Source organism: Pseudomonas sp. ERMR1:02 (assembly GCF_002277815.1).
GTDB lineage: Bacteria > Pseudomonadota > Gammaproteobacteria > Pseudomonadales > Pseudomonadaceae > Aquipseudomonas.
Genome location: NZ_NKJI01000009.1, coordinates 1 through 15188, shown reverse-complemented (window position 1 = coordinate 15188; position 15188 = coordinate 1). Strand labels below are relative to the sequence as shown.

The 15188-nt window shown below is 55.9% G+C and carries 18 protein-coding genes and 1 pseudogene; all 19 read right to left on the bottom strand.

Annotation, left to right across the window (positions count from 1 at the left end):
* Positions 1 to 122: 122 nt before the first annotated feature.
* Positions 123 to 572: a transglycosylase SLT domain-containing protein gene (locus CES87_RS17290; RefSeq protein ID WP_128607098.1), complete on the bottom strand. Its 450-nt coding sequence runs from the start codon at positions 570 to 572 to the stop codon at positions 123 to 125.
* Positions 569 to 2218: a winged helix-turn-helix domain-containing protein gene (locus CES87_RS17285; protein ID WP_128607097.1), complete on the bottom strand. Its 1650-nt coding sequence runs from the start codon at positions 2216 to 2218 to the stop codon at positions 569 to 571. The genes CES87_RS17290 and CES87_RS17285 overlap by 4 nt, the downstream gene beginning before the upstream one ends.
* 207 nt (positions 2219 to 2425) lie before the next feature.
* Positions 2426 to 2671: a phosphopantetheine-binding protein gene (locus CES87_RS17280; RefSeq protein ID WP_322784189.1), complete on the bottom strand. Its 246-nt coding sequence runs from the start codon at positions 2669 to 2671 to the stop codon at positions 2426 to 2428.
* 145 nt (positions 2672 to 2816) lie between these two features.
* A complete protein-coding gene (locus CES87_RS17275; RefSeq protein WP_128607095.1) occupies positions 2817 to 3371 on the bottom strand; it encodes a hypothetical protein in 555 nt (184 codons plus the stop codon).
* A 91-nt stretch (positions 3372 to 3462) separates the two neighbouring features.
* Positions 3463 to 3969: a hypothetical protein gene (locus CES87_RS17270; protein ID WP_128607094.1), complete on the bottom strand. Its 507-nt coding sequence runs from the start codon at positions 3967 to 3969 to the stop codon at positions 3463 to 3465.
* Positions 3970 to 4216: 247 nt separating this feature from the next.
* Positions 4217 to 5010: pseudogene (locus CES87_RS17265) on the bottom strand (IpaD/SipD/SspD family type III secretion system needle tip protein).
* 299 nt (positions 5011 to 5309) lie between these two features.
* Positions 5310 to 6371: a cell invasion protein gene (locus CES87_RS17260; RefSeq protein WP_128607093.1), complete on the bottom strand. Its 1062-nt coding sequence runs from the start codon at positions 6369 to 6371 to the stop codon at positions 5310 to 5312.
* Between the two features lie 24 nt (positions 6372 to 6395).
* Positions 6396 to 8165, bottom strand: a complete 1770-nt coding sequence (gene sctE / locus CES87_RS17255) for a type III secretion system translocon subunit SctE (protein WP_128607092.1) — start codon at positions 8163 to 8165, stop codon at positions 6396 to 6398.
* Positions 8162 to 8650 carry a type III secretion system translocator chaperone SicA gene (gene sicA, locus CES87_RS17250; RefSeq protein ID WP_128607091.1) on the bottom strand — a complete coding sequence of 163 codons (489 nt, stop codon included), beginning with the start codon at positions 8648 to 8650 and terminating at the stop codon, positions 8162 to 8164. The genes sctE and sicA overlap by 4 nt, the downstream gene beginning before the upstream one ends.
* Positions 8651 to 8870: 220 nt before the next feature.
* Positions 8871 to 9905 carry an EscU/YscU/HrcU family type III secretion system export apparatus switch protein gene (locus tag CES87_RS17245; RefSeq protein ID WP_128607090.1) on the bottom strand — a complete coding sequence of 345 codons (1035 nt, stop codon included), beginning with the start codon at positions 9903 to 9905 and terminating at the stop codon, positions 8871 to 8873.
* On the bottom strand, positions 9880 to 10686 hold the full coding sequence (sctT, locus tag CES87_RS17240; RefSeq protein WP_128607089.1) for a type III secretion system export apparatus subunit SctT: 807 nt from the start codon (positions 10684 to 10686) through the stop codon (positions 9880 to 9882). Before sctT ends, CES87_RS17245 begins: the two co-directional genes overlap by 26 nt.
* 4 nt (positions 10687 to 10690) lie before the next feature.
* The gene (locus CES87_RS17235) at positions 10691 to 10945 is read right to left on the bottom strand and encodes an EscS/YscS/HrcS family type III secretion system export apparatus protein (protein WP_128607088.1); all 255 of its coding nucleotides are present in this window, start codon (positions 10943 to 10945) and stop codon (positions 10691 to 10693) included.
* 10 nt (positions 10946 to 10955) lie between these two features.
* Positions 10956 to 11615: an EscR/YscR/HrcR family type III secretion system export apparatus protein gene (locus CES87_RS17230; RefSeq protein WP_128607087.1), complete on the bottom strand. Its 660-nt coding sequence runs from the start codon at positions 11613 to 11615 to the stop codon at positions 10956 to 10958.
* Positions 11612 to 11902, bottom strand: coding sequence for a FliM/FliN family flagellar motor switch protein (locus CES87_RS34345; RefSeq protein WP_322784188.1), 291 nt, complete (start codon positions 11900 to 11902; stop codon positions 11612 to 11614). The genes CES87_RS17230 and CES87_RS34345 overlap by 4 nt, the downstream gene beginning before the upstream one ends.
* 170 nt (positions 11903 to 12072) lie before the next feature.
* A complete protein-coding gene (locus CES87_RS34340) occupies positions 12073 to 12357 on the bottom strand; it encodes a hypothetical protein (protein ID WP_322784187.1) in 285 nt (94 codons plus the stop codon).
* Positions 12358 to 12359: 2 nt separating this feature from the next.
* Positions 12360 to 12527, bottom strand: a complete 168-nt coding sequence (locus tag CES87_RS34335) for a hypothetical protein (protein ID WP_322784186.1) — start codon at positions 12525 to 12527, stop codon at positions 12360 to 12362.
* The gene (locus tag CES87_RS17220; RefSeq protein ID WP_128607086.1) at positions 12524 to 13441 is read right to left on the bottom strand and encodes an invasion protein; all 918 of its coding nucleotides are present in this window, start codon (positions 13439 to 13441) and stop codon (positions 12524 to 12526) included. The genes CES87_RS34335 and CES87_RS17220 overlap by 4 nt, the downstream gene beginning before the upstream one ends.
* Positions 13438 to 13893: a type III secretion protein gene (locus tag CES87_RS17215; RefSeq protein WP_128607085.1), complete on the bottom strand. Its 456-nt coding sequence runs from the start codon at positions 13891 to 13893 to the stop codon at positions 13438 to 13440. The genes CES87_RS17220 and CES87_RS17215 overlap by 4 nt, the downstream gene beginning before the upstream one ends.
* The gene (gene sctN / locus CES87_RS17210) at positions 13877 to 15163 is read right to left on the bottom strand and encodes a type III secretion system ATPase SctN (RefSeq protein WP_128607084.1); all 1287 of its coding nucleotides are present in this window, start codon (positions 15161 to 15163) and stop codon (positions 13877 to 13879) included. Before sctN ends, CES87_RS17215 begins: the two co-directional genes overlap by 17 nt.
* Positions 15164 to 15188 lie beyond the last annotated feature (25 nt).

Below are 15188 nucleotides of genomic sequence, written 5' to 3'. Positions count from 1 at the left end.
TAAAGCTCCAGAGCTGTGAAATGAGCGGGCATGTTAGAAAGGCTGGCTGCGAGATTCCTGATCGAATTCTGCCGATTGCGACCGGTAGACGATCAGAATCTTCAGCCAGCCTGGCGCCGTCACTATCGCGCCAGGGCGATTGCTTGATAGCGCTGCCAGACCTTGCGCGCATAGCGAAGACGCGCGGCTTGCCGGTGGGGTGAATTGCCCGCGTTATAGGCGCCCACCGCCGTCCAGTTGTAACCGTAACGGGCGATAAAACCGGCAAGCACCGAAGCACCGACTTCGACCGACAGGCAAGGATCAGCCAGCAAACGCTGCTCGGAAATGCCCTGGGTTTTCAATCGGAGCAGATGACTGCTGTTGATCTGCATCAGCCCGATATCACGCGTACCATCCTTGTTGTAATTGATTGCATCCGCCAATTGCCCTGACTCGACATCGGCAATTGCCTGAAGCAGTTCAGGTTCGATTGCATGCTTCTCCCCCGCCCGACTCCAGCAGTAGGCATGCGCCTGACCCGCGCCGAAACACGCAAGCAGGATTAGCCACTTGATCCTGCGCTGCGTCATGCCAGACGCCGCCCTTCATCCAGCGCAGGGCGCTTGTGTGATGGGAAATCCAGCGTCGGTGCTTGATACCGAACATCTGTCGCACGCTGCAAGGATTGCCAAAGGGGTGCGACTACTGATCCGCCCTGCAACGGTGACGCTGTTACGCCTATCGCCGAAGGCTCCACCAAGCGCAACCAGTTTGCATACTGGTTGCGGGCAGTGAGTGGATTGGCCCCGAACAGCACGTTCCAGGCCGCCAGCCCCTGCTCACCGACGGCGCTTTCAACCAGCCCAGCCAGATCGAGTTCGTACCAGGCTGCCGCGTACTGGCCGAAATACGCCAACACCACAGCGTGCAAAATAACCAGCAGAGGGCTGCGCGCACCATCTTGCTGCAAGGATCGACGAGCCATGAGCAGTGTTTCTGCGGGGCTTTGCGCCAGGGCGATACGTACGCGCAAGACCTGCGCCCGGACGCAATCGGGGTCATGCACCAGACAATTGTCGATACTCTGCGCCGCCTGCTCATTGCGCCGCCAGAACCAGTGATGCCACGCATGGAAGTAGTGAACGTCAGCCTGATCGGCAGTCAACAAACAGCGTTTGAAAAGCACCTGGGCCGCCTGCTCGCAACCGCGCAGGCTGGTGAGCAGGGCCAGGCGAGTCAATGCCAGAGAACTCGAAGGGTCGAGCATCAATGCATTGGTTATCGCCGCCTGCGCCTCTTCAATCGCACGCCCCTGATAGCACAGGCCGATCATCGCCTGCCCCAGCCACGCATCCGCCAAGCCGCACCAGGCGGGCGCATATCCAGCATCTTGCTTAAGGCATTGTCGAAATTGCACCAAGGCATCGCGCAGGCTTTGCGGGGTGTGCTGATGCACGCTGCACAAACCATTGAGATAGGCCACCGCGGCCGGATATGAGCCACAGGAATCACCGACAGGACGCAACCTGGGAACGCGCTGCGCAACTACACAAGTCAACGCTCCAAGTGCTTCCCCTAGGTCACGGGCGTCCAGCGTCTGCCCATGCAACAGCGCGTGATCACTGCCCCGGATCAACTCGATCGACCATTGGTGTTGCGCACTCGTATCGGTAAGCCGCCCACTCAGGCAGTAGTCCACGGACAATTGCCCAACCAGCGACTGCACATCAACCGGTTGTTTGCATGAGGCCATTAATCCTGAGGGAATGACGTGCAGCGCACCGCCGAACGCGGTGGTCAACTGACGAATCATCACATCCTGCAGATCCAGCGCCGCCGACTGGTCCAGATTGCGAAAAGGCAGAACGGCCAGCGAAGGCGCCGAGGCCTGCGCCTGCCCCGGCTCATCTAGCTCAACAACCGGACAGGTGAATCGATAACCCTGGCCGTACACGGTCGCAATGAAATCCTTGTTGTCCTTGAGCAGCTTGCGCAGTGCGTAAATACAGCGGGTCAACGACTCCTCGGCGGCATCCATCTCGGGCCATACCAGATCCAGCAAATGATCCTTGTTGACGACCGTACCCGCTGACTTCAGTAGCAGGCGCAGTACGTTCAACTCTTTGGGGGGGACGTGAACTCCTTGTCCATCTCGCATCAGCGTTCCATCGCTTTGCAATTGCCAGTGGTCAAAAACGAATGACTTGACCGGCGTTTGATCAGTTGCACTGTCCATAATTGGAGACTTCTCTATAGAAAGGTACTGAAGCGCAAATGAGCCTGTGGCTGGTCAGGCTCAAGATGACACGGTGCGTGACTATAGGAAGTTGAGTCGGACTAATCCGTAGGACCGGACCCGTCAAATCAAGAGAATTTCGGTAAAAGTTGTAGGTATATTCGCTGGCGTGTACTTACCGCCATCATTAAAACCGACTACCGTTAATCACCTCATCAAACTCATCTCCCTCACCAAAATACAAATATCTTTCACCGTCTTCCACTCCTCCACCCCTGATTCAGACAACTCAATACCGAACATCTCGTTCAGTGCCATCACGACTTCAACCATACTTATGGAATCCATATATAAATCCTCCACCAATCGCGACTCAACCTCAACTTGCCGACGACCAACAAACAAAGTGGCAGCCAACACACATATTACCTGACGATCAATTTCAAGTTCCACGCTCAATATATCCATCTATTCGCAAATCGCCGTAGACTCTAAACCTTTCAGAAATAACATTTTTCTGCAAAAATATTTGTATTTGAGACATAAAATAATCAATCTACTTCCGCAAAAAAATCGACACAAGCACCATAAGTGAGCATTACAAATCAAATATAAACGGATTACTCACAGCACCAAAATTTGGTATTCCGGCAATGGATCCAATGGTATCTGTTACAGGAATAAAATACCGCCCACCATTTCTACTTAGAATCATATCAATAACCCCATTCCCTTTTAGGCAATCAATAATCTCATCAAGACCAAAAGATCTTGCATTGTTAAGCGGGTGATCGGCTTTATTCACCCATACATGAAGATGTAAAGTTGCTGTCTTTTCGGCTACTGGAAAATGAAAAAAAAGCTTTACCTTATCAACGTCACGATCAACGCCATACACGCTGAACAGATTTTCAAACACATCCTCCCTCAATTTTTCCAACATGGGGATATCTCCCACGTCAAAATCAAGAATAGACGAAAGATATTTGACACCAGTCCCTGACTCTATCTCATATAAAGAGCGGTTTCTGTCGGCAAAATTTTCTTTCCGCTGTTCATCAAAATGCAAATCACAGTTCCCATCCAGCCCATTAATAAAAGACATATTTTGATTCGGGTGAATTGCCCACGCTCCTAACGTGATACCGGACATCCTGTCCTTTAAAAACGTAGGCTCCTCTGAATATTCCTTGAAGTCCACATAAGGCAAATTTGGAAAAATCAAAAACCCGTTAGAACTAGCGTTAATGGGAGAAAATACGAAAACCGTTCTTTAGCAAGATCAAAACCCGACAAATCTTTACACGGAACCATATCAAGAAGATCCCGTAAAACTGCGTTACGCCTACAACATCATGATAAGTATTCTTTAACATTTCCAGACTAGCCTTATTAAAGGCCAGTACATTACATTCTGGAGATTGATATTTTTTTGCACCTACACCCGAATAAAACCGAAACTCACCATAACGATCTCCGGAGTTTTGGTCAGAAACAAACAACCCGGATTCCAGCTTAGACTCTCCATCAAGAGCCTTATGTGAAAAAACAACAGGGGATCGCCTATCAAGTGCATACTCCAATTTTACTAATGAAGCATCTACACCAAGACCATCCAACTTTCGCTGCAATACATCACTGGAGTTATTTGCGGTAACGAGAGACGATCGTACCCTCTCCCCATTTTTTTCTAAAGATGGACTTTCAACACCTCTATAATATGCTGCATTTATAGATAAATCAGAGCTCAATCGCGGCCCCATAACTTTCTCCAGCCAGCTTTAAAATTACAATTGAAAAATTAACTTACCTTTAAGGCCCTGCACCTTCCGCACAAAACATTTAGCCAGTCCATCTAACAGATCACAAATTCCGCACCACCAAAAAAAAAAAAAGACCAAGCGACACTCTTAGTGCGCAGTACAACTTCACACCCCGCTCGACGATTAGTTTCTGCAAACCCTATTACGCTTAACTACCACCCCTGAATCCTGAAACTCAGAAATTCAACATAGCCTTCAACATGTCGGCAAATTGATTCAGATGCGATGAAAGCGTTTTATTGAAATTGTCATGATAAGAGTTGGCATTCGAATACTTCTGCGTGAAGGACTGCAGCATGTTTTTCATGCGCTCTTCCTGGGCGTTGAAGCCGGTTTGCCAGGCCTGGAATCTCGCGGTGTCCCATGTCACGGTATCACCCGCCGGAAGGCTGTTCTTCATGGTCAACAACGGACCTGTATCGATGACTACGCAATAGGTGCCATCGGCATTTTTCTTGACGCAACCGGGAGGTAGGCCAAGTGCTTCTTGCCACTTCTTTGCCTCTTCCTCGCTCACACCACCGCTACCGGGTTTCGGGAACAGCACAGAGGCCGGGTTGGGGTGGCTGTATTTTCCAGCAGTTTATCCAGCGCATCCCGCAATGCGCCGGTGTTCAGAGTGACCTCTTTGCCGTCGTTCGCCCCTTCAATCCAGTCCTTCAACATCGCGGTTATATCTGTGTTGAAGTCTTTGAAGAAGTCCGAGTAGGCGGCGATGATGTGCTCGTAACCGGCCAGGTAGCCCTTCTTGATCAGGTCGATGAGTTCGAGCAGTTTGTCGAAGAAGTCATTGGATGATTTCACGCCGACATCGAATTCTTCCGTGTTCTCGTCCGACAGAAACTCGTCCCGCAAATCGCACAAGATGCGCTGCAGCTCTTTTTCAATTTGCTGACGCTGCTCCAGAGGCAAGGTTTCAGTGCAATGAGTGATTACCCCGCCGCACACTCGCAGCTGCTGAGTCCACATTTGAGAGCGGTTGCGCTTGGCCTGCAACTGTTCAGCAAACTCCGCAATGAAGCTTTGTACCCCGCCATCAGCTATGCCTGCCTCTACGGTTTTCTGGATAGACGACGAACACCTCAGCATATTCTCGAAATTTCGATTCAGTGTTTTAACCGAGCGATCGAGCAACTGCGTCAGGGAAAAAGTGGCATGTACTTCAGCCGGCATCTCAGGGGGCGGCGGTGCATCAGTGACGACGCTGAAATCAACCAATGATCTGATGGTTGGGAGACCGGAATCGGGAATTCTCATATTTTCCCCTGTTAAGCACTGATGGCGCGAATGACGTCAGCACGGGACTGGAAAAGCTGCATCACCATTTCCATCAACTTCTGCAACAACGCCGCCTCTGCCGAGTCTCTCTGGCCGACTTCATCGCTCAAACTCTTCTGCGTGCTCTGCGCACTCTGCTGCAATACCTCCTGTTCCCGCGCGGCGTGCTCGGATATGCGCACCATGCTGGACACGACCTGACTCATGCTCATCGACATGGCGTTGAGCGCGCGACCGATTTCGAGTTTCTTTTCAATGCCCTTGGTACCCATCTGGCTCAGCCAGTCCGAGGTCTGCGCGACCTTCTGCGCTTTGAGGATTTCTCCGTCAAACCACGCCTGTTCCTTGGCTGTCAGCGTTGATCCCGATGGCTTGAAATCGACTGAAGTCGAGCGACCGAAATCATCGAAAGTTTTAATCTTGTAGGTGGTTTGCGGGTTCCAGTCATCACGGCCGCGATCATGTTTGAGGTCGTTTCCGATGTTGTTGGCGTCCAGGGAGTCGCGCTTGTGCAAGCTGATGTCCGCATGCTTGAGCCCCTGCCCCTGAAAGGTCTTGAACATGGCAAAACCCGCGATGGCGCCAGAGACCACGGCCGCAGTTATGGCGCTGTTGAGGGCAGCCTTGCCCGACTCGACAATGGCCGCGCCCTGGGACTTGGCAGCGTCGGCGGCCAAGACGCTGAAATGCCCACGCACTGCAGCATTCGCAACCCGCGCGAGGTTCAGCGCAATGATCGCGACCACCAATACATTCGCGTGTTTCTCCCAGGCGCCCGGATCGAACACCAGGTCGCGTACTTCGTCGCTGAGTGTCATGGAGGTCGCCAATAGCGCTTGGCCGCCGTTTTCGTCAGGCTGATAGGCTTCAATGGCGCGTTCGAACTCTATTGCCGATGGAACTCGGATATCAGCGGTCTTGAGGATCTGTTTGTCGATCTGCGCGATATTCCCTGTAAAACCCTTCAATACATCGAGTTTTTTATCGGCAGGAATTGCTTCCTGCGGGCTGGTCATTGGGCGCGAACTCATCACACGTGTGATTTCGGTCATCAAAAATTCCTCTTATCTATGCGTTCAAACATGCCGAACGATTTGCAGGCTGACGTTATGGCTGCGCTGCATATCGGCAAACACCTGCTCGATCTGTCTGGTCCTGTCCTGCATCGCCTGGCCGTAGTCCTCGACCAACCGCGTGAGGTAGGAGGTGATTTCTTCACTGATCGCCATGCGCACCCGTACGTCAGCCAAATGCACGGCAGCCTGGGCCTGGTGCGCACCGCTTCTGATCTGCAATCCGCCCTGCACCGCCACGTTGCCGAACTCGGTGGCGACCTGCGCGATCTCAAGGTTGGCGGCGTAACGGGCGAGGGTCACAGGGTCGGCGCCATGGGTGAGAAAGCTGCGCAACTGCGTCAGAATCAGGGTAAACATGTTGCTGAACGATGATGCCATTTGCTTGAGTGCCTGCACCGCCACCGGCGCGGCCTGTGCGATGACCGCCGCCAGTTTCGAAGCAACGGCGCTGATCACCGGCCCGATCACTTGAACACCGACAACAGCCACCAGGGCCACAGCAGCGATGGTTGAGGCAATCCCCTGAATCATTCCAGCGATCTGCGCGATGTCTTTCGCGGTTTCTTCATCGACGCCTACGGCAATTAGCAACCGGGTATAGAGGTCAGTGAACAGCTTGATGGCTTCTTGCATCACCGTGGTCAGCGGTTTCATGGCCTCAGCCATAAACGACGTGCCCGTCGCTTCCTTGACCACTGCATCGGAAATCATGATTGCCGCGCCAATCACGCCCACCGCGATGAGGACCGGATTGGCGGTCAGCACGCCGGCAACGATAGTGGCGACGGTCAATATCGCGCCAACGATTGCGCCGATGCAGCCCATGGTTTTTTGCAACGCCTCGGCTTTGCGGACTTCTTCCAGATACTTTTCCGACTCAAGCTTCATGTGTTCTTGAAGCTTGGCCTGCAGCTCCTGGAACAGCTCCTGACTGAGTTCTTCCTTGTTCTGCGCCGCCTCACCGAGCATCTCGATGATCTTCAAGCGATTAAGCAGCGCCAATGCGCTGCTGCTCAATGCCTTCTCGTTGCTTTCCTTGATGGAGGAGCCACCCAGTCCGGCCTCCTGCACTTTCACGGCCACGGCAGCCAGGACTTTGGCACTGGCATTGGCGGTTTCGATCAGTTTCAGGTGAGTGTCGGTCGCCTTTTGCAAGGTCTGGGTGTGGCCCGCCAATTCGCCCTTAAGCTGATCGCGCAACGCCAGTTCGCGAGCATACTCAGGGGAATCCGGATCCAGCCCAGCCAGTCGCGCCTCGCTGGCATCCAGCAGTCCCTGACAATGCTGGACTCGCTCTTGCAGTTGATCGAGGTGTTCCTGACTGCTGCCGATGGCGCCTTCAGCGGCTTCCAGTGCTTCGACAGCTGCTGCGTATTCAGCAGCCAGTTTTTCATGCCCCTGCTGTTTGGCGCCGGCCATACTTTGCAGCATCGCCAGACGATTCTTCAGCTTGTTGACATCGACCTCACCGATAAGCTCGCTGATCATCGCCATCAACAGCGTGAACAAATCACCATTGGTTTCCTGTTTATTACCGTCAGCACGCGGCGGTGGTGCATACAGCACTGGCCTTCCCGCGTCACCGGTGGAGGGGCCGTGCTGGCCTTCGAAATTCACCGACATCAGATGAGCCAACGCTTCCTGGCCGGCCTTCTGATGATCCGCAGTCCTGGCAGCCTGGGCGGCGGCCTTGCCGTATTTTTCAAAGGCTTCAGTTCGGCTCAACGCCCCCTGAAATACCGGATTGAAGGTGCTTCTGATTTCACTCATGTTCCGTTCTCCGAACAGTCCTTTTCAATTTGACTCAAAGTGTCGAGATACACCCTGGCCTGCTTGCGTAGGTCATCTTCCGTGGCTTGCTCAAGCACATACTCGAAACACAACCTGGCCTTGCCGATCCTGCCCAAGGCAAGTTGGCACTGGCCGGTGTAGAACATGGGGCGCCAGTCGCTCTTGCCCTGAGCGAAGGCGATCGCGTAGAGGTCTATCGCTTTCTGATGGTTCTGTTTGAGTTGGTGCACCGCCGCCAACCCCATCCAGTAATGGCTGTTGTAAAAGTCGTAGATGCACAGGAAGTGAAAAAACTTCTCGGCATCGTCCAGCCGACCCTGCTCATAAAACTGGTAGGCGAAGGCATACAGGCTATTCATCTGCTCATCGCTGATGCCCTGCACATCCTTCAACGCCGCGCCCGCGAGCACAGCGTCCACGACTTCCAGGGCGACCTGTTCATCTTGTTTGTTGTTGCGACTCATCAGCCACACTCCTGAAAAAACGTCAGCGCTGCTGACGTATGCATTGAGCCAAAGCACTGCTGAGCACGCTGCCAAATTGCGCTCATGCCAACCCTTGAACTGGAGAAAGCCTCCCTGTAGGAGCTGGCTTGCCAGCGAAGGACGCAAAAACGACACGGTTAACCAACAAATACGCGTAATCGTTAACGACCATCGCTGGCGAGCCAGCTCCTACAGGGGTTTAGGCTTGTTCGACCTGCTCTAACCAGATCAGCAGGCGCAACACTTCTTCGATTTCCTGCACCTGAAGGAAGCTGTAGCGCTGATGGGTCTTGAAGATCCGCCGGGCCAGCGCGATGTCGTTGATCACCGGCACACCGACCTCCTTGGCATAGGCTCGCACGGCCAGGGCCCGCTGGTTGGTTTCCATCAGCGAGATGAACGGCAGCACGGTGATTTCCGGCCGGAAGTACACGCCGATGGCGATGTGGGTCGGGTTGGCAATGATCATCCGCGAGCTGCGCACATCGGATCTGACTTGCTCCGACAACAGCTCCCGATGCAGGTCGCGACGACGCCCCTTGATTTGCGGGTTGCCGTCCTGCTCCTTGCGTTCGCGCTTGACCGAGTCCTTGTCCATCATTTGATCTTTCATGAACAGCCAGTATTCGCTGAGCGCATCGAGCACGACGATCAACAGGACGCAGCCAAGAAACGCCAACACCAACACCAGCAGCAAGTGTCCCCAGATCGCAAACAGATCCGGTGCCTGGGCGAACAGCTGGGCGAACAGCAATTGCCGCTGCGTAATCCAGACGATCCACAGCGCCATGGCGAAACTGCCCAGGTACAACAGCGCTTTGAAGGTGTCCTTGACGGTGCGCAGGCTGAACAGTTTCTTGAAACCATTGATCGGGTTCAGTGCGCCCAGATTCAACTTCAAGGCTTCGCTGGCCAGGGCAAAACCGCTTTGCAGCAACGCGGGCAATGCACTGGTCAAGACACACACCAGCAACAACGGCAGCAGCGCCTTGAGCCCCACGACTACCAGCATTGCCGAGTACTTCTGCAAGTCAGCGTCAAAATCGCTGGCGATAATGCGTCGATAGACTTCCATGATTTCAATCAGTGAACTGTTGAACACCATGTAGGTGATGCCGCACAGGGTCAGGCAAGTGACGACCAGATCCTTGGCCTTGAACGTCTGCCCCTTGCGTGATGCATCGCGCAGACGCTTGGCCGTGGGTTTCTCAGTTTTCGAAGCGCTGGACGACATCGCCCTCCTCCCCATCGCCACCCAGATAGTGCTCCAACGCCTGGGACTTCATCCCCATGCGCAGCACCTCGTCCGGCAGATGCACGCCGAAATACAGCATCAACACCACCAGCGCCACCAGGCTCTTGACCGTCAGCGACACCGAGAATGCATTCATCTGCGGGGCGTATCGCGAAAGCAAGCCAAGCAACGCCTCGCTGATCAACAGCGTGGCTACCACCGGCGCGCTGATCACCAGCGTCTTGCTCACCAGCGCATCCAGCAGACTCAACACTGCTGGCAGATGCATTTCGCAGCCGTTCACTGGCGCACAGATACGGTAACTGTGGCCGACGGTTTCGAGCATCAGCAGCATGCCGCCGCCTTCGAGATAGACCGCGGCGGCGAACAACTGGAGGAAGTTCGCCAGTTCCGAAGTGTCGACGCCGTTGGCCGGGTCCACGGTGCTGCTGAGCATCGCCCCGCGCTGGTTGTCGATCAGGTTGCCCATGGCATGCAGCACCCAGAACGGCCAGCACAGCAGGCACCCAAGCAGTGCCCCGATACCGGCCTCGCGCAGTAGCAGACCAAAGAACGCCAAGCCATCGAGCGCAGGCAACGGCACACCGACATAGGCCCAAAACCCCAGCGCCACCAACACAATGACCGCCTGGCGCGGTGCGCCGGTCAGCACTCCGCTGTTGAGAAACGGCAGCATGAAAAAAATCGGCGCCAGACGAGCAACACCCAGGATTGCGGCGGCAAACAAAGCATGCAGATCGAAAAACAGGCTCACCGACATCGTCCTAACCCAATGCCAGACGCATGACTTCACGACTGAAATCGAGCAGGGTTTCGCCGTACCAACCCGAGAGCAGAAACAGGCAGGCGGCGACCGCCAACAGCTTGAAGCCGAACGGCAGCGTCTGCTCCTGCAACTGGGTTACGGTTTGAATCAAGCCGACGACCAGGCCGACCACCGTGGCGACGATGATCGGCCAGGCCACCATCAACAGAATCAGGTACAGGGTTTTATTGCCGGCATAGACCAGATCGTTCATGAGCGCAGTCCTATGCCAGCAAGGTCAGGTATTGCTTGACCAGCCCGGTCGACAGCAGCGCCCAGCCATCGAGTGCGACAAACAGCACCAGTTTGATCGGCACCGAAATGATCACCGGGCTCATCATCATCATGCCCAGCGCCAGCAGGATGCTGGAGATCACCAGGTCGACGATCACGAATGGCAAATACAGGTAGAAGCCGATCTTGAAGGCACTTTTGATTTCACTCAGCGCATACGCCGGCAGCAGCGAAAACAGCGAGGGCGTGAGTTCTTCATCGGCAGGCACGCCGACCTCGTCTTCACTCTGAACCGCTTGGGCCCGCTCGAAGAACAGCGCCAATTCCGGGTCGGTGTACTTGCGCAAATAGTCCTTGTAGCCACCCAAACCGTTTTCGGCGAATTCCACCACCGACTCGATATCGGTGAAGGCCACCGCTTCTGCCTTGTAATAGCCGTAACCCTGCTTCATCACCGGGGTCATGACGAAAATCGCCAGCATCAAGGCAATCGCGTTAAGGGCCATGTTCGACGGCACCTGCTGCAACCCCAATGCATTGCGCACGATGACAAAGACGATGGAAAACTTGATATAGCAGGTGCCGGCTGCCACCAGAAACGGCAGCAAGGACGCGAACGCCAGCAGCGCGATCAGCGAGACGTCGTTCATCGCCGATGTTCCGATAAAATGTTCCGATAAACCTCAAGCAACTCCACACCCAACTGTTCGTCCAGCTGCACCAGCTCCCCACGGGCAACAGGCTTGCCATTGGCACGCACCTCGATGTGTCGCGCGGCATCGCCAGCCAGCGGAATCAGTTGCCCCTCGATGATCTGCGACAGCGTGGCGAGGTCGATTTCGTGGGTAGCCAGCACGAACTCCAGACGCACCGGTAGAGAGCCAAGATCAACATCCGGCCCGCTCTCTTGATTGGCATCGGCCACGCTCGTTTGCATGTGTAATCCCTCTTCAGTAAACGTGAAAACGCCGAGGCATCGATCCGCCAGCCAACATTGTTGAGTGCGCTGGATGATCCGCAGGACATCGCCCTCTTTCAGTCGTATCCGACTCGCGGATCTCAGATGACTGATGCCCAGCATCAGCTCCAGGCGCAGCGGTAGATCACTTAGCCATGAGCCAAATTCCAAGGGTCGCAGGCGACGCGTGTCGGTAATTGCGTTAACCACACGCGCCCCCCAGGGGTGTCGAGCCACGGCAAATCGTGGGTTGGAAGTTGCGCCAGGGCGATACATTCGATGTCGGACAGCTCCCGATAACGCAACGCCCCCACCTCCAGTAGCAACGGTCGCGGCACGGCCTGAAACAAACCGGCGATACTCGCCAGCGAGCACTCGACCGTCAGCAATGACTGCAACGGCGGGAGCGAGTGATACAGCCAGTCGCGGGCCATGATCAGCCCTGCCAATCCCCGGCGTCGCCTCGTCCACAGAAACGCAAATAGCCGGGTTGCCGAGTCGGCCGCCCCAAACCTGCGCAATAACCGGCGCGCTGCCAGTGGCGAACGACCTGCGCGCGGGCATGCGCTTGAGCGTCGACACGGCGCAACTTCAGCACGCTCATGCCGGAAGATCCTGTTGTTCGGCTTGCTCTTCGTCTGGCGACTGATGTGAGCCTTGGCGCTGCTGTTCACCATCGTTATCGGTCAGTTGCCAGCCGGGGTCGCGAATCAGTTCAAATGGCGTCTTGAGTTGATCGAAGACTAAGGCATTACTCGGGCTGAGCAGCAGATTCCGAGGGGACTCATCAGCCCCTCGACTAATCGTCACTTGCCCGCTGGCAGCACCATTATTGAACGGCACCTGCAGCAAGCCGCGATCCGGGCCCGTCAGGGTTTCGGGCATTACGTCGGGCACAGGCAGCGGTTGCAGCGTCGCTATCGCAGGAGCAGGAGCAGGAGCAGGAGCAGCAGATCGCGTAATCGGCGGCGCATGGCGCACGGTTTGAAGGCTCGTTAAAGCTTGGGGCAATTGCGCGTCAAAGGTGGGGGCCGACGCAACACTGGTATTGGCGGCACGATCCACCGGCAGCGGTTCGACCGTGTTCGATGGACGCTCGATCAGCGCCGGTTCAACCGCAAGCGCAGGGTGCGGGTTCAAATACGCGGGTGTTGTAACCCGGTCGATGGCGGGAGCGGCGAGCGCCATTTGTTGTGACAACGGGTGGTGCAACGGCTTACTGAATAGCGGGCCCGCTTGTGCAAAAGACACCCTCACCGAAGCCGTCGGCTGTGCCTCGTCACGCTCAACATCCGCCGTCCCCTGATCACTGGCCATCGATTGCCAAGCCACCGCACGGCCGGTTTCCACCGCCGGTTGATGACGCAAGATCAAGGTCGCCATCAGCTCCAGCACACCTTGCGGCAGCTCATCCTCTTGCACCGGTACGAGCGTGTCTTGCAGCTCATCAACGGAACCCTCGGTGCCGGGGTCCGTGGTTTGAACCGGCCCAGGTGAAATTACAGACACGTGCTTCATCGCCGAACTCCGCTCATCTCTTCTATCTCTCTTTCTTCCCGGCGCACATGCTCAAGCCGTTGCACACGCAACAGCTGCTGGACAGACCGCTCGTACTTGTCGTGTTTACGCTGCACAAAACGTAATTGCTCGCGCTGTTCCAGCAACAATTGCTCAACCTGCCGGCACTGCTGGTCTACGCGATCACGCTCGACACGCAGCAGATCGATCTGTCGACGGATCACCGCCTGCCTGCGCAACAGCGCCAACAACTGCCCGTGATCCAGCACACAGTCGTTCGCGCGATGGCTGTCCAACAGGCTTCGCAGCGCAGCCTCTTGCCCATCGAAATCGGCCCGTTCCGTTATCAGCGCCTGCAATTGCTGTTGCGTGCGCAGTACGGCCTGCTCGCCGCGCTGCCGACGGAACTGGCCGAACGCCAATAGGCGCCGCCGATCAGGTAATGAGTTCATGCAGAGTCCGCAACGCTTCTTCCGGTTCGCAACATTCTTGTGTGGGCTGACGCAGCCACTGGGTGAGCGCTTCTCGACGCTGCATCGCGTGGTCGTTGGCGGCGTCGGCACCCTGGGTGTACTCGCCCATATCGAGAAAAATCTGCAGTTGCTCAAGACGCGTCAGTGTTTCCCGGGTCGACGCTGCCAGTTGTTGTACCTGTGGCGTGGTGACTTGCGTCGCCACGCGACTGACGCTGCGCAATACATCAATCGCCGGGTAGTGCCCCTTGGCCGCAAGGGCACGGCTGAGGTAGAAGTGGCCGTCGAGAATGGAGCGGATTTCCTCGGCGATCGGGTCTGGCTCATCGTCACTTTCCAGCAGGACCGTGTAGAAGGCGGTAATGCTCCCGGATGCAGTCACACCAGGTCGCTCCAGCAAGCGTGGCAAGGCATCGAACACCGAGGCTGGATAGCCCCGCCGCGCCGGCGCTTCACCAGCCGCCAGGGCCAGGTCGCGACGAGCCCGGGCGTAGCGTGTCAACGAATCCAGCAACAACACCACACACCGGCCCTGGTCGCGAAAATACTCGGCGATGGCCGTGGCCTGGAGGGCCGAGTTGCAGCGATCCACCGACGAAAAATCAGAAGTGGCATACACCACCACGCAACGGGAGCGTTTTTCAGACTGGCGCAGATGCTCGATGAATTCGGTCACTTCACGCCCGCGCTCGCCGATCAGACCGATGACAAAAACATCCGCGTCCGTGTGGTTGATCAGCATGTTGATCATCGTGGTTTTACCGGAACCGGCAGCGGCAAAAATGCCGATGCGCTGACCGACACCGCAAGTCAACAAGCCATCGATGACTCGAATACCCGTGCGCAACGGTTGCGCCACCGGGCGCCGCTGTTGGTACGACGGCGGGTCGGCATCCACGGGATACTCCTGTTGCGCAACCCCTGTTGACGGCGCCAGGCGCTCGACGATCGTGCCCTGGGGATCGACCACGCTGCCGAGCAGGGCGTCACTGCAGGTCAGTAGCAGTGTCGAGCCCGTGGGAACGATCATCGACTCCCTGGACAAGCCCTTGGCATCGCCGAGCAAAGTGAGCAGGACGGCGCCGGGCTTGAAGCCAATGACCTGCGCCCTGGCCGCCACCTGCGGCGAGCGCCAATGCCGACGCACTTCACACACTTCGCCGATCACCACAGAGCCCAGCGCCGCTTCGATCAACGGGCCGCTCAACCGCAAGGGATGAGCGGCATGCCGCTCAAGACGCTCGTTCATTGGCGCACAATGCCGCACAGTTCTT

Coding starts and splice junctions, on each gene's coding strand:
- sicA (WP_128607091.1), bottom strand. CDS start 8,650: ATGAGTCGCAACAACAAACAAGATGAACAGGTCGCCCTGGAAGTCGTG.
- sctE (WP_128607092.1), bottom strand. CDS start 8,165: ATGAGTGAAATCAGAAGCACCTTCAATCCGGTATTTCAGGGGGCGTTG.
- CES87_RS17275 (WP_128607095.1), bottom strand. CDS start 3,371: ATGTCCGGTATCACGTTAGGAGCGTGGGCAATTCACCCGAATCAAAAT.
- CES87_RS17245 (WP_128607090.1), bottom strand. CDS start 9,905: ATGTCGTCCAGCGCTTCGAAAACTGAGAAACCCACGGCCAAGCGTCTG.
- CES87_RS17220 (WP_128607086.1), bottom strand. CDS start 13,441: ATGAAGCACGTGTCTGTAATTTCACCTGGGCCGGTTCAAACCACGGAC.
- sctN (WP_128607084.1), bottom strand. CDS start 15,163: ATGAACGAGCGTCTTGAGCGGCATGCCGCTCATCCCTTGCGGTTGAGC.
- CES87_RS17230 (WP_128607087.1), bottom strand. CDS start 11,615: ATGAACGACGTCTCGCTGATCGCGCTGCTGGCGTTCGCGTCCTTGCTG.
- CES87_RS17290 (WP_128607098.1), bottom strand. CDS start 572: ATGACGCAGCGCAGGATCAAGTGGCTAATCCTGCTTGCGTGTTTCGGC.
- CES87_RS34345 (WP_322784188.1), bottom strand. CDS start 11,902: ATGCAAACGAGCGTGGCCGATGCCAATCAAGAGAGCGGGCCGGATGTT.
- CES87_RS34335 (WP_322784186.1), bottom strand. CDS start 12,527: ATGAGCGTGCTGAAGTTGCGCCGTGTCGACGCTCAAGCGCATGCCCGC.
- CES87_RS17260 (WP_128607093.1), bottom strand. CDS start 6,371: ATGACCGAAATCACACGTGTGATGAGTTCGCGCCCAATGACCAGCCCG.
- CES87_RS17285 (WP_128607097.1), bottom strand. CDS start 2,218: ATGGACAGTGCAACTGATCAAACGCCGGTCAAGTCATTCGTTTTTGAC.
- CES87_RS17215 (WP_128607085.1), bottom strand. CDS start 13,893: ATGAACTCATTACCTGATCGGCGGCGCCTATTGGCGTTCGGCCAGTTC.
- CES87_RS34340 (WP_322784187.1), bottom strand. CDS start 12,357: ATGGCCCGCGACTGGCTGTATCACTCGCTCCCGCCGTTGCAGTCATTG.
- sctT (WP_128607089.1), bottom strand. CDS start 10,686: ATGTCGGTGAGCCTGTTTTTCGATCTGCATGCTTTGTTTGCCGCCGCA.
- CES87_RS17235 (WP_128607088.1), bottom strand. CDS start 10,945: ATGAACGATCTGGTCTATGCCGGCAATAAAACCCTGTACCTGATTCTG.